Annotated in this window: 17 protein-coding genes; 8 read left to right on the plus strand and 9 right to left on the minus strand. The window is 64.2% G+C overall.

The features are described from left to right. Nucleotides 1–16: 16 nt before the first annotated feature. From AC0L21_RS01930 to AC0L21_RS01940, 3 genes are all read left to right on the plus strand, one after another. The gene (locus AC0L21_RS01930; protein ID WP_473257429.1) at nucleotides 17–787 is read left to right on the plus strand and encodes an enoyl-CoA hydratase; all 771 of its coding nucleotides are present in this window, start codon (nucleotides 17–19) and stop codon (nucleotides 785–787) included. 264 nt (nucleotides 788–1,051) lie between these two features. Then, nucleotides 1,052–2,248 carry an acetyl-CoA C-acyltransferase gene (locus AC0L21_RS01935; RefSeq protein WP_473257432.1) on the plus strand — a complete coding sequence of 399 codons (1,197 nt, stop codon included), beginning with the start codon at nucleotides 1,052–1,054 and terminating at the stop codon, nucleotides 2,246–2,248. 110 nt (nucleotides 2,249–2,358) lie between these two features. Beyond that, complete coding sequence (locus tag AC0L21_RS01940; RefSeq protein ID WP_473257435.1) at nucleotides 2,359–3,654, plus strand: MFS transporter; 1,296 nt, start codon at nucleotides 2,359–2,361, stop codon at nucleotides 3,652–3,654. Here the strand turns inward: AC0L21_RS01940 and AC0L21_RS01945 are convergent. The 3 genes from AC0L21_RS01945 to AC0L21_RS01955 all read right to left on the minus strand — a co-directional run bounded on the left by AC0L21_RS01945 (nucleotide 3,651) and on the right by AC0L21_RS01955 (nucleotide 6,982). Further along, a complete protein-coding gene (locus AC0L21_RS01945) occupies nucleotides 3,651–5,054 on the minus strand; it encodes a carbohydrate porin (protein ID WP_473257437.1) in 1,404 nt (467 codons plus the stop codon). The two genes, AC0L21_RS01940 and AC0L21_RS01945, sit on opposite strands and share 4 nt — an antisense overlap. A gap of 22 nt (nucleotides 5,055–5,076) precedes the next feature. Next, the gene (locus AC0L21_RS01950) at nucleotides 5,077–6,093 is read right to left on the minus strand and encodes a transporter (RefSeq protein ID WP_473257442.1); all 1,017 of its coding nucleotides are present in this window, start codon (nucleotides 6,091–6,093) and stop codon (nucleotides 5,077–5,079) included. A gap of 109 nt (nucleotides 6,094–6,202) precedes the next feature. Further along, entirely contained in the window at nucleotides 6,203–6,982 is a 780-nt protein-coding gene (locus AC0L21_RS01955) for an acetoacetate decarboxylase (RefSeq protein ID WP_473257445.1), read from the minus strand. A gap of 255 nt (nucleotides 6,983–7,237) precedes the next feature. On the opposite strand from AC0L21_RS01955, the gene AC0L21_RS01960 reads away from it, so the two are divergent. Continuing rightward, entirely contained in the window at nucleotides 7,238–8,413 is a 1,176-nt protein-coding gene (locus tag AC0L21_RS01960; RefSeq protein ID WP_473257447.1) for a patatin-like phospholipase family protein, read from the plus strand. Between the two features lie 716 nt (nucleotides 8,414–9,129). On the opposite strand, the gene AC0L21_RS01965 is transcribed toward AC0L21_RS01960, so the two are convergent. From AC0L21_RS01965 to AC0L21_RS01990, 6 genes are all read right to left on the minus strand, one after another. Further along, complete coding sequence (locus AC0L21_RS01965) at nucleotides 9,130–9,693, minus strand: hypothetical protein (RefSeq protein WP_473257450.1); 564 nt, start codon at nucleotides 9,691–9,693, stop codon at nucleotides 9,130–9,132. Nucleotides 9,694–9,996: 303 nt separating this feature from the next. Continuing rightward, nucleotides 9,997–11,706 (minus strand): response regulator, encoded by a 1,710-nt coding sequence (locus AC0L21_RS01970; RefSeq protein ID WP_473257453.1) that lies wholly within the window; start codon nucleotides 11,704–11,706, stop codon nucleotides 9,997–9,999. After that, the gene (locus AC0L21_RS01975; protein WP_473257456.1) at nucleotides 11,703–13,217 is read right to left on the minus strand and encodes an ATPase domain-containing protein; all 1,515 of its coding nucleotides are present in this window, start codon (nucleotides 13,215–13,217) and stop codon (nucleotides 11,703–11,705) included. The genes AC0L21_RS01970 and AC0L21_RS01975 overlap by 4 nt, the downstream gene beginning before the upstream one ends. Nucleotides 13,218–13,436: 219 nt before the next feature. After that, nucleotides 13,437–15,134, minus strand: coding sequence for a GMC family oxidoreductase (locus tag AC0L21_RS01980; protein ID WP_473257459.1), 1,698 nt, complete (start codon nucleotides 15,132–15,134; stop codon nucleotides 13,437–13,439). 420 nt (nucleotides 15,135–15,554) lie between these two features. Then, complete coding sequence (locus tag AC0L21_RS01985) at nucleotides 15,555–17,114, minus strand: acyl-CoA carboxylase subunit beta (protein ID WP_473257461.1); 1,560 nt, start codon at nucleotides 17,112–17,114, stop codon at nucleotides 15,555–15,557. Then, on the minus strand, nucleotides 17,044–18,018 hold the full coding sequence (locus AC0L21_RS01990) for an IclR family transcriptional regulator (protein WP_473257463.1): 975 nt from the start codon (nucleotides 18,016–18,018) through the stop codon (nucleotides 17,044–17,046). Before AC0L21_RS01990 ends, AC0L21_RS01985 begins: the two co-directional genes overlap by 71 nt. A 94-nt stretch (nucleotides 18,019–18,112) precedes the next feature. On the opposite strand from AC0L21_RS01990, the gene AC0L21_RS01995 reads away from it, so the two are divergent. From AC0L21_RS01995 to glsA, 4 genes are all read left to right on the plus strand, one after another. Beyond that, on the plus strand, nucleotides 18,113–18,334 hold the full coding sequence (locus AC0L21_RS01995) for an acyl-CoA carboxylase biotin carboxyl carrier protein subunit (RefSeq protein ID WP_473257465.1): 222 nt from the start codon (nucleotides 18,113–18,115) through the stop codon (nucleotides 18,332–18,334). A 166-nt stretch (nucleotides 18,335–18,500) separates the two neighbouring features. Continuing rightward, nucleotides 18,501–19,667, plus strand: coding sequence for a TAXI family TRAP transporter solute-binding subunit (locus AC0L21_RS02000; RefSeq protein ID WP_473257467.1), 1,167 nt, complete (start codon nucleotides 18,501–18,503; stop codon nucleotides 19,665–19,667). A gap of 35 nt (nucleotides 19,668–19,702) precedes the next feature. Continuing rightward, nucleotides 19,703–21,778: a TRAP transporter permease gene (locus AC0L21_RS02005; RefSeq protein WP_473257469.1), complete on the plus strand. Its 2,076-nt coding sequence runs from the start codon at nucleotides 19,703–19,705 to the stop codon at nucleotides 21,776–21,778. A 22-nt stretch (nucleotides 21,779–21,800) separates the two neighbouring features. Beyond that, nucleotides 21,801–23,648 (plus strand): glutaminase A, encoded by a 1,848-nt coding sequence (gene glsA, locus AC0L21_RS02010; RefSeq protein WP_473257471.1) that lies wholly within the window; start codon nucleotides 21,801–21,803, stop codon nucleotides 23,646–23,648.

A 23,648-nucleotide genomic window follows, 5' to 3' on the forward strand; every position in this document is an offset into this window, starting at 1 on the left:
CCTTCGAGATGCCACCATGGAAATGCTCAACAACCACTGCGGCGTAACGCGCGATGCGCGCGGCGTCGTTCATGTCGCGATCTGCAACGCCGGCTCGCTGAACATTTTGGGCTCGCCCGTCACCGAAGCGGTGCGCAAAGGCTTGCAGCAGCTCTCGTCGGACCGCAGCATCCGGGTTGTGGTGCTGCGCGGCCAGAGCGAGAAGAGCATGATCGGCGGCGCCGACATCAAGGAGATGGCCGGGCTCGACCAGAAGTCCGCCGAGGCCTTCATCAGCCGCCTGCGCGACCTCTGCGAGGCCGTGCGCCAATTCCCGGTCCCGGTGATTGCGCGCATGCCCGGCTGGTGCCTCGGCGGCGGGCTCGAAGTCGCTGCCGCCTGCGATTTCCGGATCGCCGCCCATGATGCGCATTTCGGCATGCCGGAGGTGCGCGTCGGCATTCCCTCGGTGATCCATGCCGCGCTGCTGCCGCGTCTGATCGGCTGGGCCCGCGCGCGCTGGCTGGTGATGACCGCGGAGAACATCGACGCGCCGACGGCACTGGCCTGGGGATTGGTCGACAAGGTCGCGCCGGAGGGCGGGCTCGATGCCGAGGTCGAGCATCTCGTGACGGCACTGCTCGAATGCGGCCCCGAGGCGCTGCGGTCGCAGAAGGCATTGCTGCGGCAGTGGGAGGAACTGCCGCTCACGGAGTCGGTGAATCTGAGCGTCAAGGTCTTTGGCGAGTCGTTCCTGACCGACGAGCCGACGCGGCTGATGGGCGCGTTTGTGAATCGGAAGCGATAGGGCCACCAGCAACGGTGTCATGCCCGGCGCAGGCCGGGCATCCAGTACTCCGCGCGCCATCGGTTCAATCACAACCGCCTGGGCGTACTGGATCGCCCGCTTGCGCGGGCGATGACAGCAAGTTGTGGGACAACTCTTCGGCTCGCACGACCAAATCTCATGCGAACCACAAGATTTTCTCATGCCGGACGCAGTTGCATTTTTTGCGCCGCATCATATGATGATCATAATCTTACATGTCCGACATCGTAGGGAGTCTCCCCCATGGCAGAAGCCGCCGATCCCGTCGTCATCGTCTCCGCCGTCCGTAGCCCGCTCGGCCGCTTCATGGGCGAGCTGTCGCCGCTTCCCGCACACAAGCTCGGTTCGCACGTGATCGGCGCGGCACTCGAGCGTGCCAAGGTTGCGCCGGAGAAGGTCGGCGAGGTCTTCATGGGCTGCGTCCTTCCCGCCGGCCAGGGCCAGGCCCCGGCGCGCCAGGCTGCGCGTGCCGCCGGCCTGCCCGACGCCACTGGGGCGACCACCGTGAACAAGGTCTGCGGCTCCGGCATGAAAGCGACCATGCTGGCGCACGACATCATTCGCGCCGGCTCGGCCGAGATCGTCGTCTCCGGCGGCATGGAGAGCATGAGCAATGCGCCGTATCTGCTGGCGAAGGCGCGCGGCGGCTACCGCGCCGGCCATGACCGCATCATCGACCACATGATGATGGACGGGCTGGAAGATGCCTACGAGACCGGCCGCTCCATGGGCGATTTCGGCGAGGCGACGGCAGAGGCCTATCAATTCACCCGCAAGGACCAGGACGCCTATGCGATGGAAACGTTGAGCCGTGCGCGCAAGGCGGTCGAGGGCGGTGCGTTCAAGGCCGAGATCGCGCCGATCACGCTGAGCGAGAAGGCAGGTCCCCGCACCGTCGCCAATGACGAGCATCCGCTGAAGGTCGATCCCGCAAAAATCCCCGGGCTGAAGCCGGCGTTCCGCGCCAACGGCACCATCACGCCGGCGGCCTCCTCCGCCAACGCCGATGGCGCCGCTGCGTTGGTGCTGACCAAGCGCTCGCTCGCCGATCGCAGCGGCCTGCCGGCTCTCGCCGTGATCAAGGGCCACGCCACCCACAGCCAGGAACCGCAATGGTTCACCACGGCGCCGATCCCGGCGATCCGCAAGCTCTTGGACAAAGTCGGCTGGAGTGCCGGCGATGTCGATCTGTTCGAGATCAACGAAGCCTTCGCCGTGGTGGCGATGGCGGCGCAGCGCGATCTCAGCATTTCCCGCGACAAGCTCAACATCAACGGCGGCGCCTGCGCGCTCGGCCATCCGATCGGCGCCACCGGCGCACGGCTGATCGTGACGCTGCTGCATGCGCTCGAGGCGCGAAACCTCAAACGCGGCGTAGCGGCGCTCTGCATCGGCGGCGGCGAAGCCACTGCGATCGCGGTGGAGCGCCTGACGCACTGACGTAAAAGTCCGGAAATGAGGGAACTCTGTCATTTCAGACAGACGCGTCCCGTGCCATTCTGCAAACTCGCGCAGGTGTTTCAAATCCTGCCCATCAAGATTGAGGCCCAATGATCTCGAACTGGCTCGCGGCAGCACTCGGCCGCCGCAATATCCATTACGGCTGGGCGATGGTCGGCGTGACCTTCCTCACCGCGCTGATCAGCGCCGGCACGGTCGGCGCGCCCGGCGTGTTCATCGTTCCGCTTCAGAAGGAGTTCGGCTGGAGCACGGCGGAGATCTCCTCCGCACTGTCGATCCGCTTCATCCTGTTCGGGCTGATGGCGCCGTTCGCGGCCGCGCTTCTCAACCGCTACGGGCTGCGCAACGTCACGCTGACCGCGCAGCTCATCGTCGTCTCGGCGCTGGTGCTCTCGCTCGGCATGACAGAGGTCTGGCAGCTCGTCGCGCTGTGGGGTGTGGTGATCGGGATCGGCACCGGCATGACTGCGCTGGTGCTGGGCGCCACCATCGCGACGCGCTGGTTCGCGGCGCGGCGCGGCCTCGTCGTCGGCATCATGACCGCGAGCGTCGCCACCGGCCAGCTCGTATTCCTGCCGCTGCTGGCAAGCCTCACCGAACGTTTCGGCTGGCGGCTTGCACTCGGCTTTGTCTGCATCGCGCTTGGTGTTTCCGCCCTCGCGGTCCTGCTCGCGATGCGCGACCGTCCGAGCGATTTGGGCCTGCGCCCGTTCGGCGACGAAGGCACCACCCCCCTGCCCGCGCCGCCCGTCAGCCATGGCTCGATCACCGGCGTCGCACTCGGCACGCTGCGCGACGCCTCGAAGAGCAGCGCGTTCTGGGTCCTGTTTGCGACGTTCTTCGTCTGCGGTGCATCGACCAATGGCCTCGTGCAGGTGCATCTGATTCCGATGTGCCTCGATTTCGGCATCCCGCAGGTGCAGGCCGCAGGCTTGCTGGCTGCGATGGGCATCTTCGACTTCTTCGGCACCATCATTTCGGGCTGGCTGTCGGACCGCTACGACAACCGCTATTTGCTGTTCTGGTATTACGGCCTGCGCGGGCTCTCGCTGATCTTCCTCCCCTTCAGCGATTTCTCGTTCTATGGGCTCTCGATCTTCGCGATGTTCTATGGGCTCGACTGGATCGCAACCGTGCCGCCCACGGTGCGCCTCACCGCGCAGAAATTCGGACCCGAGCGCGCCAATCTGGTGTTCGGCTGGATCTTTGCCGGCCACCAGCTCGGCGCCGGCACCGCCGCCTTCGGCGCCGGTTTCTCGCGGACGGTCTATCAGAGCTACCTGCCCGCCTTCTTCATCGCCGGCGCGCTCTGCGTGTTCGCATCGCTGATCGTGCTGACGCTGTCGCGACAACCGAAGCCAAAGCCGCAGGCCGCGATGGCTTAGTATCTGATCGTGGTGGTGACGCCGAAGACCGCGGCGTCACCGATCCGCGCAACACCGCTCTGGTCGTCCGGATTCTGGACGCCGCCCGAGGGACGGAACACATATTGGAAGTACGGCGCGATCAGCCAGCCCGGCTTGATGTGCGCCTCGTAGATCATCTCGATCAGGGTCTCGTTGCTGCGCACCGGGCTCTGGATGCCGGAGTAGAGCTGGGTGTCGACGTCGAGATTGCGCGCGGTGTTCGAGATGCGCATGTAGGCCGCGGCCACGCCAAAGCGGTCGAGCGAACGGCCCGGGACGAAGCCGACAAAGCCGATGCCGCCGTCGAGATAGAGATCGATCAGGTTCCGGTCCGGCGGGCTGTAGGCGATGCGGCCGAACGCGGTGACGCCCGGGATCGAGGCCGACGTGCTGTTGTCCTTGACCTCCGGCGGGCGATAGAGCACCTGCTCGATGACGGCAAAGACTCCGTAGTTGCCGCGAAGCCTTGCCGGAATGCCGCTGCCGTCGCGATCGGCGATCGACCGCCCATCCGCGGCAAAGCGCTGGCTGTCGAACGAGCCATAGTGCTTCCAGGCGCCCGGCGTGACATTTCCGGCAAGCGATCGGCCGCCGATATCCATATCGTAATTGAAGCGGACCTGCCCGATCACCCACGGCGGGTCGTTGAAGCGAAAGGCGAGACCATGATGGTCGCGAAGCTGCGGATCTGCATCGCCAGGTCCTGACGGATCGCCGTTGAAGACAGCACCGAATGCCGTGATCTGATCCGTCAGCGCGGCCTTGATGCGAATGCCAGGCACCGCGATTGGCGGAGCCGGGCCGCCGGCCGGAAGGTTCGACGCCTTGATCGCCGGCCAGCCGAACGTGCCGTTGATGAAGAGGTCGTCGGTCTGGCTGTCGAAGAACTCGACATCGGCGGCCTCCTGGCCGGCCCTGATGTTCAAGCGGTCGTTGAAGAAGCTCTGCTCGAAATAGGCATTGTAGAGCCGCTGGTCCGGCAGCGCCTCGATCTCACTGATGGTGGCGAGATTCATGACGTAGTTGCGGCTCAGGCCCCGCCCGTAGATCACGAAGGCATTGGCGTAGAAACGGCCACCGGTCCAGCCGACCAGCTTGTCGAGATCGGCATCGACCGACAGATCGAGCCGGCCGAAATGGATGGCGCCGCGCTTAACACCGCCCGACACATTGCCGATATTGTCGCCGATGTAGGTGGCGCCGAAATTCAGGCCCTTGTTGGCGAGGCCGTCATGCCACGCGTTGAACCATCTTGGAGCCAGCCACTCCGCCGCGCTCTCGTCCTTGGCGCCGGCGAGCGCGCCGGTGCTCGCCACTGTCGAGGCCAGCACAATCGCGGCCGCATTTCGCAGCGAAAATTGATGTGCACTCGCGATCACGGCTGATACCGGCTGGCGTACGCTATTTGAAAATACCGGTACGCCGCATGAAGAGATAGGCCGCACCGACCGACGAGGCCATCAGGAGCGCCGCCCAGAAAAATCCGCTCTCGACATCGGTCAGCGGCAGGCCCTTGGTGTTCATGCCGAAGATACCGGTGATCAGCGTCGGCGGCAGCAGCAGCGAGGTTACGATCGAGAGCGTGTGGAGGTGGTTGTTGCTTTCCTCCTCGTTCTTGAAACGCAGCTCCTCCTCGAGCAGGCGGCTGCGTTCGCGCAGCTCGACGATATCGTGGTCGAGGCCGTCCAGCCGCTGCGCCAGCTTGCCGGCCTGGATTCGCAGGTCCGGCGACAGGTGGTCGGTGTTCTTCTGGTCGAGGCGATGGAACAGCGTACGCAGGCCGGTGAGCTGGCGATGCAGCCTGACGCAGGTCCGGCGCAGCCGGCCAAGATTGCGGCGCATCTCCGGCTTGGCGTCGTCGGCCAAAATCCGCTCCTCGATGTCGTCGATCTCCTGGCCGAGCTTGTCGGCCATCCTATCAAGCGTGTCGGCGACCTCGTCGACGATCTTTTCAAGGAGATGGGCGACGTTGTCGACGCGGTAGCCGCCTTCGAGCACCCGGCGTGTCGCATCCGCCGAGCACAGCGCCTGATGGCGGCCGCTGATCAGGAGCCGCTCGGTCATGGCGAAGCGCAGGAACGCGGTCTCCTCCGTCGCGCTGTCGATCTCGCGCACGAGGTCGGAGAATACGCCGTAGACGCAGTGGTCGATGACGTGAAGCTGCTGGAAGGTGTCGTTGGACAGCAAGAGCTCGCGCGCGAGCGGCGGCAGCTGTGACGCGGCGATCCACGGCCGTGCGCGCGTGTCCGTGAGGTTGAAATGCAGCCAGAGCCGGCCGTCGTGACTGAACCCGATCGGCTGGTCGATCGGCAGCGCCTCGGCGCCGCCGTCGCCGTGGAGGCGGAATGCCCATACCAGGCCGGGAATGCAAGGCACGGAATCCGATATCGCGCTGACAAGCTTAGCCGGCTCAGCCATGACCAACCCCAACGTCAACGAACGCCCCGCTCCGCAAGATGGCTGACGGCATCTTCCGGACCCTCGCGGGTACTCAATTACGGCATTGTTACAGTTTGATGATGACGCCCTACTCCGCGGCCAGCCCGGTGGTGGCCAACTCGGCTTCCCTGATGTAGTCGTGCACGACGCGGCCGAACGGCAGCGTCAGGTCGGCGATGTAATGATGCGCGCCGAGGCAGCGGCGGACCGGGAAATCGGCTACGGGGGCATTGACATGCGGCACCAGATGCAGCCGGCCGGGCCCCATCCAGGAGCCCTTCGGCACGATGTCGATGAGGTTGATCGCGACGAGCTGGCAGATCTCGAGGCGGCCGTCGACGCCGGGGATCATCTTCAGATTGACCTGCGTCTTCGACAGCGTCGCCCGGGTCAGGTCTCCGTTGCCGGCCATGCTCTCGTGCTTGTAGCCCATCGTGCCCATGGCGACGAGCTGGCCGGCATATTCCAGCGTGCCCGTGAGCGTGTCCTTGACGATCTCGAGCTTGGGATGAGCGTATTTCTTGGGAAAGCCCCATATCTCGCGGCCGGCGGCGATCGGCGGATCATCGTCCAGATACATCTGCGAGACGAAGTTGACCTCCTCGCCGTGCAGGCGCGCGGGGATGACGAGGCCAGACTCGGTGTAGCTGCCGAAGCCGGACGAGTCCGGCATCCTGATCCATTCGTAATGCACGATCGGCTGGTCGATCGGCTCCAGCGGCTCAGGCAGGCCGGCGCGGATCAGCTCCGGATCGGTCGCGTAGGTGATGACGAGGAATTCGCGGTTGACGAAGCGATAGGGCCCCGCCGGATAGCTCGGCCCAGCCGCCGGCATGGATGGAAGCCTCAGTAAATCTTCCCTGCGCATCGCCGGTCTCCTCTCGTGGTGCTCATGTGATGCCCGCCCGGCAGCGTCAGGCGGCGATGCAGATTGCTAGCCGCCGTCATTGACTGCGATGTGAAGGATTTCCGTCATCCGCACGACCGCAGCCATTCTTAGGGCGCTCATGGTGCATGCAAGCGATGCATCGGCGCCAGAATGTCATCACGCCGTCACCGCCCGACGCAATCGTTTGGCCTCTGTCATTGAAGCATGATCTCCATGCTTGCCAGGAGGCACACCATGGACGCCCGAACGTCGCAACCGGCTCATCAGACCCATCAGCCTCCCTCGCGAGGCTGGCGGCCCGAGCGCTGCGACCGCGTTGCGCTGGTGTTGCAAGGTGGCGGCGCGCTCGGCGCCTACCAGGCCGGCGTCTACCAGGCGCTGCACGAGGCCGGCATCGAGCCCGACTGGGTCTGTGGCGTCTCGATCGGCGCGATCAACTCCGCCATCATCGCAGGCAACAAGCCGGAGAAGCGGCTCGAGGCGCTGCGCATCTTCTGGGAGCGCATCACCAACCGCAAGATCTGGCACTACACGCCTGACGGAGACATCTTCCGCCAGTGGCGCAATCTCACCAGCGCGTGGATGACGTCGGCGATGGGCCAACCGGGCTTCTTCAGCCCGCATCAGGTCAATCCCTGGCTGAGCCCGGTCGGCGCCCGGACCGCCACCAGCTATTACGACACGATGCCGCTGAAGGAGAGCCTGCTCGAGCTCGTCGACTTCGACCTCATCAACGAGAAGAAGGTTCGCTTCGCGGTCGGCGCCGTCAACGTGCTCTCCGGCAATTTCATCTATTTCGACAATTCCCATGACGAGATCGAGCCGGAGCACATCATGGCTTCCGGCGCCCTGCCCCCGGCACTGCCGATGGTACGGATCGGCACCGATCATTTCTGGGACGGCGGCATCGTCTCCAACACGCCGCTTCAGCACCTGCTCGACCAGGAAGACGCGCTCAATTCGCTGGTGTTCCAGGTCGACCTGTTCAGCGCACGCGGCGTGCTGCCGCGCTCGATCCAGGACGTGATGGCCCGCCACAAGGACATCATGTATTCCTCGCGCACCCGCCACAACACCGACGTCTACCGCCGAACCCACAACCTCAAGGTCCTGCTCTACAAGGCCTTGGCCAAGCTGCCCGACGAGCAGCTCTCCGAGGAGGAGCGCAAACTCAAGTCAAGCCTGCGCCACATGCCGGAGATCGCGATCCTGCATCTGATCTACCAGCAGAAGGCCTACGAGGGCGACGCCAAGGACCACGAATTCTCGGGCACCTCGATGCGCGAGCACTGGACCTCCGGCTACGAAGACACCAAGCGCACCCTCAAGCGCCGCGACTGGATCAAGATGCCCGACGAAGGCATGGGCCTCGTGGTGCACGACGTGCACCGGGAGACGGAGAGCGCGTAGCTCTATCGTCCCGTCGCGATCACCCAATTCCCGTTCCCGGCTTGCAGGCACACTTTCGCATTCTCGCGGCTCATTTTGCCCGAGCTTTGCTCTTGTCTTCGCACCCTCTCGAAGGAAAGGGCGCAGGGAAGGCCGGGCGCCGGCTGGCACCCGTAGTCCCGTGTGCGAGCAAGACGCGCACGGGGTGGACGACAGGTGACGCCGGCAACCGGCCTTCCCTGCGCGAATGGTTTTACGGCTTATGACGCGCTCTCCCCGGGGAGCGATGCACTATTGCCCCCGTCGCCTTGCGGATGGCTGATGTGCTGACCCGGTTGGGCAGAGCATCACCACAAGACTTGACGCACAGACCCCGGGCGTCAGGACCACACGATTTTGCCGTCCGCGCACCTCCCCGCCCCTGTCCTCGATGCCTGGCGTGCGCTCGCCATCGAGACCGAACGAGGAGGCTGTCAGCGCCGTGTCGTACCGCGTGTGCAGCTGCTCACGGGAAAACCCGCCCTGCAGCCTGCCCAGCGCGCCGACGCAGTCGCGGCCACCGCCTCCCGGCCCGCGTCTCGTGACGATCGCGAAACGCCCTTGTAGCAGGCCGGGATGCGCGCAAACTACGCCTTATCCGAACTTCTGTAAATACGAATATTATTTCAGTGCGGGGTTGACAAGGTGTTCCGCGCGATGGCGCACCAGGTCTCGTAACGCACCTGCCGGCCCGCGTCTCAAGCGACCGAACCGCCGCGCGGGTTGACGATCGTGTAGCCACGCAATGAACGCGCATGCATTCGCGTCGCGTGTCCGCCCGAGTTGGCGTCGTACGCCAGCCAGATATCCCCGCTTAGGTGTTGCTCGAGGACGAACACATGTCCGTGTCGGGCTGCGACCATTCCCGGTGCGGGTGATGTCCGCGGGAAGCGCAGCCAGTTCGACGCGAGATTCAATTCCGGCACGATACGGCCGAACACGCGCAGAGCAGCGCCGCAGCCGCAGAAGGAGGAAGGGCAACCTGCCGGACGACCACCGACGATGCGAGCGCCGGAGAGGCTCGCCGTCGCGGCGCCGCCTGCGTCGGTCACTGTCAGTTGCGTCGCGCGATAGGATTGGAGTGAGGACCCGGGCGTTAGGAAGGACCTGGACGTCCGCTCACGACGCATTTGCGAATACGAGAAGTCGCAGGGCATCGTGACGTTGCATTCGGGTGCTTGATGAATGCGATAAGGCCGTGCTTCGGAAGCGACGAAACTAAAGGCAACGAAGAAACACGCGGAAAGAACCGACTTGAACATTGCAGGGCTCCAACTGAGGGTCCCTGCCCCTGCAAAGAAATCAACAACAGTTTGGCTGAAATGGTCTCAAATGACGGCTGAAAGTGGCTGCATTTGCGGGCCGATTTTGGCAATCAATATAGCCACACGTAGTGGCGGAAATCTTTAACTCGCAGAAAACGAATGCGTGTCTGCGCAATCGAGACGCGACCGCTTTGCATTTGTTCGTCGCATCGTTGCGCGCCGCGGCACGATCGGCAGAGCGCGCAATTGCGCAGGCGCGCCCGGAAGCCATAGCCCGGCCGGTGATTGTCGCGCGAATCGTCAGCCCCGAGTCTTCGCCAAGCCCGGTCCTGCGGTTGTCGCAAAGTCCGACTTTGCCGCACCGAGCGCTGCGGCGAGCTCGTCGATGTGGTAGGGTTTCGACAGGATCCGGATCCCGGCCATTTCGGCGTCGTGAACCGCGGCTTCGGCGTATCCGCTCGTCAGCAGGACCGGGATGTCGCTTCGCCGTCGCTGAATTTCGCGCGCCAGTTCGACACCGTTCATGCCGCCCGGCATCATGATATCGGAAAACACCAGATCGACCGAGCGGCCGTCCGCCAGGGCACCGAGAGCCGCCGCAGCACTGGCCGCGCGCGTGACCTGGTAACCGAGTTGCGCAAGCATCTCGCTGACCAGCGCGGCGACCTCGTCGTCGTCCTCGACGAGGAGAACCCGGCCATGATTGGCCTTCTTGGGCCGAGCCCTGTTCAGGTCGATGAGATGCCGTTCACCCGAAGGAATATTCCTGGATCGCGGCAAATAGAGCTCGATGCTGGTGCCCTCGTCGACGATCGATTTTATGCGAACCATTCCGCGTGACTGCGTCGCAAATCCGTGGACCTGGGCAAGCCCCAGGCCCGAGCCTTTCCCGACATCCTTGGTCGTGAAGAACGGTTCGAAGACCCGCGCCAGGATCTCGGGGCTCATTCCAACACCTCTGTCGACCACGGACAGACGAACGTAATCGCCCGCGATCTCGTCCTCGGTCAGGCCGGCCAGGTTCTCCCCCCGGACAACGATGGTGCCACCGTTCGGCATCGCATCGCGGGCGTTGACCGCCAGGTTGAGAATGACCAGCTCGAGCTCTCCCGGATCGACCTCAACCGGCCAAAGGCCCTCGGGAAAATCAAACTCGACGTGAACGTCGCCTCTCAGGCTCCGATCGAGCAATTCGCGCATGCCGCCGATCTGCGCTGGGATGTCGACGGCCTCGGGCCGGAGCTTCTGCCGCCGTGAAAAAGCCAGAAGCTGCCTGGTCAGGCCGGCACCCCGCTGCGCCGCCTGAACCATTCCCTCCAACAGACGACGCCGCCGATCAGGATCAGTCTGCCGATCGAGCATGTCCAATCCACCGGAGATCACCATCAGCAGATTGTTGAAGTCGTGAGCTACTCCGCCGGTCAATTGTCCGATGGCTTCGATCTTCTGGGCCTGACGAAGGGTCTCCTCGACGCGGGCGCGCTCTTCCATTTCGGCCCGCAGATGCTTGTTGGCCTCCTCGAGGGCGCGGGTACGCTCGACCACGAGCTTCTCGAGCTCCTGGGCCGTCCGCTCGCGCGCCTGCAGCAAGGTCCGAATTTCATATTGCCGCCGGCGGGCCCGCATCGCGGATTGAATTGCGCTCGTCAGCGTGATCGGCTGAACCGGGCGCTCGAGCAGCGAAACGTTGCGGAGTGTCTCGACGATGCTGCGGCGCCAGGCAACCACCGCCGGCTGCTCCCGATGGCTGGTGAGAATGACAAAGGGCAAGTCGGACCAGGGCGGCTGCCGCTCGATCCAATGTGCCAGCGGCTGGGTATCCTTCCCGAACAGGCCCTCCTCGGCGAGAAGCACCGCGCCCACGCCCGCCGACATCTCGCTGACGAGTTCAGGCAGACCACGACAATTGATTGCTACGAGATTCGAATTGCGGAAGAGCTCGACCGATGCCGGTCCATCGCGGCCGATCGGAGCAAACACCAGGACGCAATGATCGCGGTCGGCGCTCATTCCGACAGCCCTTCCGGCATTTCCGTGCCCGAGTAACGCGGATTCCCGGAAAAGATGCCGCTGAACCCGGTCAGCGGAGGACCTACCGTAATGCCGGCACTGCCAAGACGAAACTCGCGGATGGAATTTTCATGATTGCCGCTGCGCTTCTTCACGACCGAGAGCGCACGCCGCACCGTTCCGCCGACTTCGAAATAGCGCAGCATGAGCACGGCATCGCTCAAATAGCTGATATCGAGAGCCGTTTCCATCGGACCGACCAGCCCATGCTGAGCGAGGATCAGGACGGTCAGCACGCCTTTCTGTCCGAGATAGCTCAGGAGCTCGTGCATCTGGAGGATCAGAAATCGCTCATCCGGCATTGCGTTGAGGTAGCCGTTCAGACTGTCGATGATAACAATTCGGGCGTTATCGTTTTCGACGCTGTTGCGCACATTGGCGGCGAATTCGCCGGGGGACATCTCGGCGGGATCGATCTGTTTAAATCGGATGAGCCCCGATTGCAGATGGCTTTCAAGGGGCAGGCCCAGCGTTCGAGCCCGGGCCTCCACTGTGCCGCGACCTTCGTCGAAGGCAAAGAACACCGCATGCTCACCGCGATCTGCCGCCGCGATCGCATAGGTCAGCGCGAGAGAAGACTTGCCGACACCGGCGGCGCCCAAGAGCAGCGCACTGGTGCCGCGCTCGAGCCCTCCTCCCAGGAGTTGGTCGAGTTGCGCATTGCCGCTGGGCGTTAACTCACCGATGAACGAGGTGTGATGTTCGGCCGCCACCAGACGGGGAAATATCCGCACCCCTCCTGCTTCGATCGTGAAATCGTGGAAGCCGCCGCGAAAACGAATGCCGCGCATCTTGATCACGCGAAGTCGCCGGCGCTCTGCTCCATAATCAATGGCGAGCTGTTCGAGCATCACGACGCCATGCGCGATCGAATGGAGCTGCAGATCGTCCTGGGAGGACGAGAGATCGTCGAGGAGAATGACCGTGCAATTGCGGTTGGTGAAAAAGTGCTTCAGCGCCAGAACCTGGCGCCGGTACCGCAGCGGGTTCTGCGCAAGGAGGCGGAGCTCGGACAGGCTGTCCAGCACGACGCGCGCGGGATTGATCCGTTCGACCTCCTTGAATATCAGGCCGGTGGTTTCGCTCAGCTCCATTTCGGCGGGATGGAAGACGGTGAGCTCGCGCTCCGGATCGAGCGTCGTCTCCGGCGGCACCAGTTCGAAGATGTCGACGCCTTGCAGCGACCAGCCGTGCCGCTGTGCCACCAGCGTCAGCTCACGCTTGGTTTCCGACAAGGAAATATAGAGCACGCGTTCACCGCAACGGGCGCCCTCGAGAAGGAATTGCAGCGCCATCGTGGTCTTGCCCGAGCCGGGCCGACCCTCGTAAAGGTACATGCGATTGGGATCGAGCCCGCCGTAGAGGATATCGTCGAGGCCGTCACTGCCGGTCGAAATCCTGGGCAACTCTTCGGGGTCGCTGGTTTGCGCCCGGCTTGATGAATTGATCATTGAACCCCCATGAAGCTCCATCGCCGACGTGCGCTCCGGCCCCGAGATGGGACGCGCGGTCAGCGGCCCGGTCCCAGCCGGAAGGCGAAATCTGGCAAAGAACGCCTAAGCTGGGTTCCAAGTTCCGCCTGCGGACGCATGTCCGCCAGACCGCCTGCCGCGGAACCGTTCTCGACCCCAATTTTGCGTTCTACCGCCGGCCCGAAAAGCCGCGCCGCCTCACTGCATCATCGCGGCCGCGATCTTCTCCGCCGACATCAGGACCGGAAAATTGGTGTTGGCGCACGGCACCACCGGGAAGATCGAGGCATCGACGACGCGCAGGCCCTGCACGCCCTTGACGCGCCCCTCTGGATCGACCACCGCCATCGGATCGTCGGCCCGGCCCATGCGGCACGAGCAGGAGGCGTGCCACACGCCGATGGTCGCCTTGCGCACGAAGGCTTCCAGCGCCTCGTCATCGTTGATGACGTCGTCGAAGGTGAAGCCCTCGACCACGAAATTGTCGATCATGTAGTGGCGCAGCGCTGCCGGCCCGTCCATCAGGGCCGCGGCGATCTTGGTCAGAAACCGATTCTTGGTGTTGACCACGCCGATCTTGCGCACGCGGTCGGTATAGGAGGCCGGGAACGGCTTGTCCGTCACGGCCCTGACAACGTCGCTCATCTGCACGGCCGCCATCTTGCGGAAACCGCTCATCAGCCGATCGAGGTCGCGCCGGTCGGACAACAGGTTGAACTCGACGATCGGCTCGACGACCGGATCGCGCGAGGCAAGCTTGACCTGTCCCGTCTCGGAATAGGTCTTGTTGACGAATGTCAGCAGCGATCCGATCTGCTCACCCACCGCGTGCCAGGCCGATTTGCTGAGCAGGACGACGAACATGTCGCCTTTCGGTACGCCTTCGAGCCCGGACGAGTAACGCAGGCCGAGCTGCATGTGTCGCCGGGTGTGCTCATTCATCCGCGCGCCGCGGCGAACAAAGGACGACAGCGAGATCGAGGGATGATCCATCAGGCGCTGGCCGACGCCTTGCAGCCCCATCAGCACGGGAATGCCCATATCCTTGAGGTGACCGACCGGGCCGATGCCGGCGCGCAACAGATGCGCCGGCGAATGGATGGCGCCGCTGGAGAGAATGATCTCGCGGGCGCGGAATTCCTGCTCCCGCCCGTCGACCATCGCCTTCACGCCGACGCACCGCGTGCCTTCGAACAGCAATTCCCTGACTTGCGTGTTGGTGGAGATCGTGAGGTTGGCGCGCTTGCGCGTGTCGCGATCGAGATAGCCCATGGCAGCCGAGACGCGTTGCTCGGCCTGGTTCGAGTGCGTCACGGGGAAAAACCCGTCGACGAACTCGCCGTTCTGGTCGGGCAGGAACTGATGTCCGGCCTGCTGGAAGGCTTGCGCGAACGCCTCCGAATGCCGCGTCCAGTGCTCCCTGGGGATTCGGCGGACCGGGATGCGACCGTCCTTGCCGTGGTAGGGCCCATCGAAATCGAGGTCGCGCTCGACCTTCTTGAAGAAGGGCAGCACATCGTTCCAGCTCCACCCCGCAGCGCCGCGCGCTTCCCATTCGTCGTAGTCGGTCGGCGCGCCGCGGTTGGCCATCTGGCCGTTGATCGAAGAGCCGCCGCCAAGCACGCGAGCCTGCTCGTATTTGCGTAAGGGCGGACGCCCTTCGTTCGGATTGTTGTGGCTGACGATCTGCGTCGTGACCTTGAGTTCGGTCCAGTGGAAGCGCGGATCGAAATAGGCCGTCCCCGGATAGCTGTCCCTGATCTCGGCCGGCTCATCTCCGGGCGGTGTGTCCTGTCCAGCCTCGCAGAGCAGGACCTTGTTGGCGCTCCTGGCGGAGAGCCGGTGGGCCAGCACGGACCCCGCCGAGCCGCCGCCCACGATAATGAAGTCGTACACGATTGGCGCTTCCTCTTGTTCTTATCCGGGAAGCGTAGCGCGTTATTGTTTTGAGGTCACGTCATCACTGCCGCGGCAAAGCGCGAGCACAACGCCGCCGACGCCGAAGGCACCGCCCGGCGGCAGCCATCTGCCGTCCGGTCAGCAGGTGACGAGGTAGCGAGCCAGAAGGCTTTACGGCTTCCTCACGAAGCCCACGCGCAACCGCTCGGCAAACCAAACTACAAAAATTGCAGCGAACGACAGACCGAAAAATATGGCTGTCCAAAGCAGCGCGTTACCAGCGTTTGTCATGACTTCCCTCCCTTGTTCCAGACGAGAGGCTTGCAGACAATTGGACACGAGGCGTTGCGATGGATCAATTTTGCCCATGCGCGATTGGGGCAAAATCCGACATCAGCAGTCCGCAGTGGTAGGGAGCTACGGCCTGATCGAAAAATTCTCCGGCGGCCCTGGCTTTCGCAACGGCTCCGCCAGCCGCGCGAACTCGCACAGCAGCGACCGCGTCTTCCTGGGATCGATGATCTCCTCCACCCAGAACTTTTCGGCGGAGCGGAACGGCGAGCGCAGCTTGTTGAGGCGACCCTCGATCTCCTTCAGCTTCTCCGCCTTGTCCTCGGCCGCGTCGATGTCCGCGCGATAGGCGGCTTCGATGCCGCCTTCGAGCGGGAGCGAGCCCCAATAGGCCGACGGCCAGGCATAGCGGATCGAGAAGCGGTCGGCGGGCTGATGCACCACGCCGGCGACCCCGAAGGCATTGCGCAGGATCACCGTGCACCAGGGCACCGTGGTCTGGTTGACCGCGGCCATGGCGCGAACGCCATGGCGGATGGTGCCCGCCTTCTCCGCATCGAGGCCGATCATGAAGCCGGGGCAGTCCATGAGATAGACGATCGGCAAATGGAAGGTCTCGGCGAAGTCCACCCAGCGCACCACCTTCTGGCAGGCATCCGCGGTCCAGGAGCCGCCATAGTGAAAGCTGTCGCTGGCGAGCACCATCACCGCCCTGCCCTCGAGCCGCGCGAGGCCGACAATGATCGGCTTGCCGAAATTCTTGGCGACCTCGAAGAACGAGCCCTTGTCCACGACCTGTTCGACGATCGGCCGTATCTTGTAGACCTGCTTGCGGTTACGCGGCACTGCGTTCACTAGCGCCTCATCGGTGCGCTCCGGATCGTCGGTGCAGGGCAAGGTCGGCGGCAGCCCGTCAACCGACGACGGCAGATAGGACAGGAATCGCCGCGCGCAGGCGAAGGCCTCCTCCTCGGTGTCGACGGCATGATCGACCGCGCCGGCGCGGGTCTGGATGTCGGCGCCGCCGAGCTCTTCCTTCGAGAGGTCCTGCCCCAGCGCCTTCACCACCGGCGGGCCTGCGACGAACATCGCAGACTTCCGGGTCATGATGGAATAGTGGCTGGCGGCAAGTCGCGCAGCACCGAGCCCTGCGACCGAGCCGAGGCCGAGCGCGACCACGGGCACGCGCGACAAATTCTCGGTGGTGAAGCGATACCAGCGTGTACCGCCGATGCCGCCCGGCAAGTTCGCCGCGCCCTTGGTCTCGATGGTCTTGACCGAGCCGCCGCCGCCGGAGCCTTCGATGATGCGGACGATGGGCAGGCGGAGATCATGAGCCATCTCCTCCGCCATCAGCGGCTTTGCGGAGATGGACGCGTCCGCCGAGCCGCCGCGCACGGTGAAATCGTCGCCGACCACGACGACGGTGCGGCCTTCGACGCGCGCGCGGCCGAACACGCAGTTCGCCGGCGTCAATTTCTGCAACTCGCCGCTGGAATCGTACTCGCCGACGCCGGAGACGGCACCGATCTCGTGAAAGCTGCCCTTGTCGGTCAGTCTGTCGATACGCTCCCGAACAGTCAGTCGGCCCTGGTCATGCTGACGCTTGACCTTGTCAACGCCGCCCATCTCCCGCGCGAAGGCTTCGCGCCGGGCGAGCTCGTCGAGTTCCGACTTCCAGTTCATTCACTCCCTCCGAATTGATCGGCTTGTTATTGTTGTGCACGGCCATGGCGACCGGTTTGCGCGGGATGCGGGCGTTGAAGACGTCGCCTTCCGCGCCGTCCATCAGGCTGCCGAGCGAGCGGCCGAGCGCGACCATCAACGGGGCGACCTCGGCATGCAGACGCTCTTCGTCGTACATCGACGATAGAAGACCGATCGTGATCACCACAAAGGTCTGGTACTGCGGCGACCAGATCGGCACCGCGAGCCCGTTGATATGCGGGCTCCACAGGCCGCACGCGACGACATAGCCGCGCTCATGCAGCGACTGCCGGTTGGCCTCGATGCGCGGCCGCAGGATCTTCGCGGCCTCGGGAGCTTCCCGCTCCATGTCCGCGATGAAGGCATCGCCGACCTCGGGCGCCAATGCCGCGGTGTAGGCTGCGCCCGCAGCGGTCGAGGCCATCGAGATGCGGCTGCCGGTGCCCTCGTGCAGGCCGAGTGCCGAAGCCGAGCGCGCGAACTGGAGATAGACCAGATGGAAGCGATCGGGGACCACGAAGCCTACCGTGCCGGGCAATTGCTCGGCGACTTCCTGGAGCCGCTGACGGATCATGCTGCGCAGCTGCGCGCCCTTCATCATCGAGGCGCTCATCGCCACCGCGCTCGGCCCGATGCGATATTTCTGATCGCGCGGCAGATAGACCAGCTGCCCCATCCGCGTCAGCGTGTGCGTGAGCCGCGACACCGTCGAGCGCGGCAGGCCGCAGCGATTTGAAATCTCGAGATTGCCGAGCCTGCTATCGTGGCCCTCGAAGCATCGCAACACGTCGAACGCGCGCGACACCACCTGGATGACATCACCCTCGCCGGCTTCGCCAGCGAGCGCACCTTGCCTACTCAACCGCTCCGAACGTCGTCCCATGATCCCTACCGCTTGTTCCGCTGTGCGGAATTAAATTCCGCTTGCAGAAGAAACTACCTCAGGCATTTTGCGACCACAACAAAAAGGCGATGGCATGCCAGAAATTAAGATCGTCACGGAGATCGCCGGACGCGTCTGCGCAACTCCCGTGCAAGTTGGAGGAACCGTTGCGGACGGTGAGGAGATTGTGGTGGTCGAAGCGATGAAGATGGAGATACCCGTGCTTTCTCCTGTGAGCGGCGAGATCACATCGCTTCTGGTGAAGCTCGACGACGTCGTTGCCGAGGGACAGACGATCGCGATCGTCGCGAACTGACCGCATATCCGTCGTTTTCCGCGACATTCTGTCAGCCTCATTGCTACGTTCGCGGTACGTCGTTGCCATCGCCTGATCGCAATGACATGATCCGTTTCAAACAAAACCTGTTTCAAACAAAGAAAGAAAATCGTCGCGGCAAACGCGAGGATCATTGGAGGGAAACATGCTTCGTGGGCTGATCATGCTCGCGCCTGCCTTGGTGGCGGGCATTTCTTTTGCGTCTACACGCTATGCAGCCGCCGAAGACATCAAGCTGCCGGCGACATTGACGTTCACCGCCTATGACACCGGCACCGCCGGCTTCAACATCGCGGTCGGCGTCGGCAAGATGATGAAGGACAAATACGCGAGCGACGTGCGCGTGCTCCCCGCAGGCAACGACGTCGCGCGTCTGGCGCCGCTGCGCGCCAAGCGTGCGGTTTCCGCGGCGATGGGATCGGGCACCTATTTCGCACAGGAAGGCGTGTTCGAGTTCGGCTCCAGGGAATGGGGCCCGCAACCGCTGCAGATCATGCTCTCATCCGTCGACTGCAATTGCGGCACGCTCGGCGTGGCCGCGGATACAGGCGTGAAGGAACTGAAGGACCTCAAGGGAAAGCGTGTCGGATTCGTCGTCGGCTCGCCAGCGCTGAACCAGAACTCGCTCGCGGTGCTCGCCTTCGCCGGCCTGACGCAGAAGGACGTCAAGGTGGTCGAGTTCGCGAGCTACGGCGCGATGTGGAAGGGCTTGATCAACAACGACACCGACGCAGCCTTCGGCACCACCATCACCGGCCCCGCCAAGGAAGCCGAGACCTCGCCGCGCGGCCTGGTCTGGCCGCCGCTGCCCGCCAAGGACAAGGAAGGCTGGGCGCGGATGCAGAAGGTCGGCTCGTTCTTCTTCCCGCAGACCGCGACCTGCGGCGCCGGCATCTCGCCGGACAAGCCGATCGAGCTCGGCAACTACCCCTACCCGATCTTCGTCGCCTACGCCTCGCAAGCCCCCGACCAGGTCTATGCGATCACCAAGGCGATGATCGTGAACTACGATTCCTACAAGGACTCCGCGCCCGGCGCCGGCGGGCTTGCGGCCGATCGCCAGACCAAGAACTGGGTGGTGCCGGTGCATCCAGGCGCGGTGAAGGCACTGAAGGAAGCCGGGCAATGGAGTGACGCGCAGGACGCGCACAACAACAAGCTGATCAAGCGCCAGGAGGTGCTTGGCGCAGCGTGGACCGACTACGGCAAGTCCAATCCGCCTGCGGATGACAAGGCGTTCCTCGACGGCTGGATGAAGGCGCGTGCCGCAGCGCTTGCGAAGGCCGACATGCCGAACGGGTTCGAGGATTAGTTCTCAGCGTTAATTGCCCACGCGCGGGGTCGATCATGTCGTCTGCTTCAGTCTCCACCGCCCCGCAGGACGGGGCCAAGCGGATCGTGTTCGACGATCCTCATGGCGCCGCCGGCAACATGCAGGAGGCGGAGGTCACGCGCGTGCGAAGCTTGCGCGGTGCCTGGCGCTGGATGCTCGTCGTCGCGACCGCAGCGACCATCCTGCTCTGCATCAACCAGCAATTCTCGCTGCGCTTCTTCGTCGGCTACACCCAGCTCAACACGGAGTACTTTTATCTCCTGATCGCGCTGATGCTGCCGTTCACGTTCCTGATCTTCCCGGGGACCCCGCGCGCGCCGCTCGACCGCATTCCCTGGTATGACCTTCTCTGCTTTGTCGTGACTTTTGCCGCGGCGCTCGTGTTGATGTCGAACGTCCGCAAGGCCGCGGAAGCGGGCTGGGAATTCGGGGGGGCGCCGAACAGCGTGACCGCCGCGGGTCTCGTGATGTGGGTGATGCTGATGGAGGCGCTGCGCCGGACCGGCGGCTGGAGCCTGTTACTGAGCGTACTTCCCTTCACCGTCTATCCGCTGTTCGCAGAATCCAGCTGGTTAGGTCCGCTCCGCGGCACGCAGTCGACTCTGGAGCAGGCGACCGCCTATCACGTGCTGTCGGGCGAGAGCCTGCTCGGCATTCCCATCCAGGCGTTCGCCGACACCGTAATCGGCTTCCTGGTATTCGGCACCGCGCTGATGATGACGGGCGCCGGAAAGTTCTTCATCAATCTCGCCTTCGCCCTGTGCGGCACGTTCCGTGGCGGCGCGGCCAAGGTCTGCATCTTCGCCAGCGGCCTGCTCGGCATGATGTCGGGCTCGATCATCTCCAACGTGCTCACCGCCGGCACGATGACCATTCCGGTGATGAAGAAGAGCGGCTTTCGCGCGTCCTACGCCGGCGCGATCGAGGCTTGTGCCTCGACCGGCGCGGTGCTGGCTCCGCCGGTAATGGGCGCGACCGCCTTCGTGATCGCGCAATTCCTCAATGTCAGCTACGCCGATGTCGCGATCGCGGCCATCATTCCCGCCGCGCTGTATTACGTCGGCCTGTTCATGCAGGTCGATTCCTACGCCGCACGACACGGGCTGAAGGGCATTCCGCGCGCGGAGCTGCCGCGGGTCATGGATACGATCAAGGATGGCTGGTACTACGTCTTCGTGATCGCGCTGCTGATCGTGATGCTGCTCTACTTCAAGCGCGAGAGCCATGCGCCGTTCTACGCCACCGCCCTGCTTCTGGTCCTCAACCAGCTGTTCGCGAAGGACACGCGCTGGACTGTCGCGACCATCGGCAAATTCCTCGAGGTCAACGGGCGCACCTTCGTCGAGCTCGTCGGCATCCTCGCCGGCTGCGGCCTGCTGATCGGCGCCTTCTCGATGACCGGCGTGGTGTCGAGCCTCGCCAACGATTTGCTGCGCATCGCCGGCGACAATCCGTTCCTGCTGCTCGGCATGTGCGCACTGACCAGCCTGATCCTCGGGCTCGGCCTGACCACGACGGCCTGCTACATCTTTCTCGCCATCCTGGTCGCGCCGGCGCTGGAGAAGCTCGGGTTGAACAGGATGGCCGTGCACATGTTCATCTTCTACTGGGGCATGCTGTCCTCGATCACCCCGCCAGTCGCGATCGCCTCGTTCGCGGCCGCAGGCATTGCCGGCTCGCCAGCGATGAAGACGGGCTGGGAATCGATGTGGGTCGGCAGCATCATCTATTTCATCCCGTTCTTCTTCGTGCTCAATCCCGCGCTGGTGCTGCAGGGGCCGAGCCCCTATCTCGCCGGTCTCGGGCTGATGGCACTCGCGGCGTTCGGCACGCTGTTCATCTGCGGCGGCATCCAGGGCTACCAGCCCTTCGTCGGCGATCTCCGCGGCGCCGGTGCGCTGGAATGGCCGATCCGCGTGCTGCTGGTGATCGGCGGGTTCGTGGTGGCCACCCCCGGCGGCGGCATCATGCCGCTGTCGCAGATTCAGGTGACGCTGCTCGGCCTCGCCATCCTCGTCCCTACGGTTTTGCTCGCCCTGCTGCTGGTCCGGCGGCAGACCGTGGAGCCGGACGGGTTGCGCGTGCCCTGATTGCGTTGCACAAAGAGAGGCGATGAAACCGCTTTCGCCTCTCGCCACCGCCTGGACCCGTTCGAAGCCGCCTTTGCTGCGGTTTCTGGACAATTGCCTCAACGAATTCTCGGCGGAGACCTCCGGCACAGTCGCCGATTACATTCCCGAGCTGAGCAAGGCCGATCCTGCCTGTTTTGGCGTCAGCCTCGCGACCCTGGACGGTCATGTCTACGAGGTCGGCGACTCCAGGGTGCCCTTCACCATCCAGTCGATGTCAAAGCCGTTCGTGTTCGCACTGGCCCTGGACCTGCTCGGCGCAAACAGGGTCGAGAGCGCGATCGGCGTCGAGCCTTCAGGCGATCCCTTCAACTCGATCCGGCTCAACTCGGAGAACCATCCCTTCAACCCCATGGTCAATGCCGGCGCGATCGCCTGCACCGGGCTGATCCACGACAGCAAGGGTCCAGATGCCTTCGAGCAAATTCGCCTCGCGCTCAGTCGTTTTGCCGGCCGCGACCTCGCCGTCGACGAGGCCGTCTACGCCTCCGAAAGCCAGACCGGCGACCGCAACCGCGCCATCGGCTATCTTCTCAAGACCAATGCGGTGATCTCGGACAATGTCGCCGCCGTACTCGACGTCTATTTCCGGCAATGCGCGGTGCTGGTCACCGCGCGCGACATCGCGGTGATGGCGGCAACGCTCGCGAACCGCGGCGTCAACCCGGTCACAGGCGAGCAGGTGCTGACGCCTTACGCAATCTCGCGCACGCTGTCGGTGATGACGTCGTCGGGCATGTACGACTATGCCGGCGAATGGATCTACCGGATCGGCATCCCCGCCAAGAGCGGCGTCGGCGGCGGAATTCTCGCAGCCCTCCCCGCCCGCCTCGGGCTCGGCAGCTATTCGCCAAGGCTCGACAAGCACGGCAACAGCGTGCGCGGCATCAAGGTCTGCGAGGCGCTGTCCTCGCATTACGATCTGCATATGCTCAACCGCAGCGACGATGCGCGCAACGCCGTCATCGCCGATTACGACATCGGCAAAAGTCCGTCGCGGCGCGTGCGCCGCCAGCAGGAGCGCGATATTCTCGCGGCCCACGAACAGGAAGTGCGGATCATCGAGCTGGTCGGCACGCTGTCGCTGTCGGCTGTCGACTATGTCTCGCGCCGGCTTGCGGGCCGGCCGCGGCCGCAATTCGTGATCTTCGATCTCCACCGCGTCACCTCCACCACGCGCGCCGGAGCGCGGCTGGTGGCCGAAGCGTTCGAGGAGCTGGCAGCGCTGAATGTGACTGTCGTCCTGTCAGGCGTCAGGCGCGCCTCCAAGGAATGGGACAGCCTGCGGGAATGGACCGCCGAGCTCAAGAACGTCCGCGACTTCTATCTGCTCGACACCGCGATCGAATGGGCCGAAGACCAGATCATCTATCGGTACGGAGGTTCGATCGATTTCCACGAGACCACCGAGCTTGCCGAACAGCCGCTGCTGGACGGCATGAGCGAGGAAGAGCTGACCGACCTCGCCTCGATCTGCACGATCCGGACCTATCAATCCGGGACAAAGATCCTCACCACGGGCGATCCCGCCGATGCTCTGTTCTTCCTGCGCAGCGGCGCCGTGCATGTCACGCTGCCCGACGGCGTGCGGCTGGCGACGCTCACCGCCGGCATGGCCTTCGGCGAAATGGCCCTGATCGAGACCACTCGCTCCGCCGACGTGTTCGCGGACATGGCGGCGACCGCGTTCGAAGCGCCCCTGAAAGCGTTCGAACGCTTCCGCAAGCAACACCCGCACGCCAGCGAACGCATCATGCGCAATCTTGCGCAGCTTCTCGCCGACCGCCTGATCGTCGCCAACGCCAGGGTGGATATCCTGACGTCGACCTGA

The sequence above is a fragment of the Bradyrhizobium sp. WSM4873 genome (genome assembly GCF_055811355.1).

Bases quoted from the DNA above. Each gene is read 5' to 3' on its own strand.
- AC0L21_RS02000 (WP_473257467.1), top strand. From the start codon at position 18,501: ATGCTTCGTGGGCTGATCATGCTCGCGCCTGCCTTGGTGGCGGGCATT.
- AC0L21_RS01960 (WP_473257447.1), top strand. From the start codon at position 7,238: ATGGACGCCCGAACGTCGCAACCGGCTCATCAGACCCATCAGCCTCCC.
- AC0L21_RS01975 (WP_473257456.1), bottom strand. From the start codon at position 13,217: ATGATCAATTCATCAAGCCGGGCGCAAACCAGCGACCCCGAAGAGTTG.
- AC0L21_RS01965 (WP_473257450.1), bottom strand. From the start codon at position 9,693: ATGTTCAAGTCGGTTCTTTCCGCGTGTTTCTTCGTTGCCTTTAGTTTC.
- AC0L21_RS01985 (WP_473257461.1), bottom strand. From the start codon at position 17,114: ATGAACTGGAAGTCGGAACTCGACGAGCTCGCCCGGCGCGAAGCCTTC.
- AC0L21_RS01990 (WP_473257463.1), bottom strand. From the start codon at position 18,018: ATGGGACGACGTTCGGAGCGGTTGAGTAGGCAAGGTGCGCTCGCTGGC.
- AC0L21_RS01930 (WP_473257429.1), top strand. From the start codon at position 17: ATGGAAATGCTCAACAACCACTGCGGCGTAACGCGCGATGCGCGCGGC.
- AC0L21_RS01950 (WP_473257442.1), bottom strand. From the start codon at position 6,093: ATGGCTGAGCCGGCTAAGCTTGTCAGCGCGATATCGGATTCCGTGCCT.
- AC0L21_RS01955 (WP_473257445.1), bottom strand. From the start codon at position 6,982: ATGCGCAGGGAAGATTTACTGAGGCTTCCATCCATGCCGGCGGCTGGG.
- AC0L21_RS01935 (WP_473257432.1), top strand. From the start codon at position 1,052: ATGGCAGAAGCCGCCGATCCCGTCGTCATCGTCTCCGCCGTCCGTAGC.
- AC0L21_RS02005 (WP_473257469.1), top strand. From the start codon at position 19,703: ATGTCGTCTGCTTCAGTCTCCACCGCCCCGCAGGACGGGGCCAAGCGG.
- AC0L21_RS01970 (WP_473257453.1), bottom strand. From the start codon at position 11,706: ATGAGCGCCGACCGCGATCATTGCGTCCTGGTGTTTGCTCCGATCGGC.
- glsA (WP_473257471.1), top strand. From the start codon at position 21,801: ATGAAACCGCTTTCGCCTCTCGCCACCGCCTGGACCCGTTCGAAGCCG.
- AC0L21_RS01940 (WP_473257435.1), top strand. From the start codon at position 2,359: ATGATCTCGAACTGGCTCGCGGCAGCACTCGGCCGCCGCAATATCCAT.
- AC0L21_RS01995 (WP_473257465.1), top strand. From the start codon at position 18,113: ATGCCAGAAATTAAGATCGTCACGGAGATCGCCGGACGCGTCTGCGCA.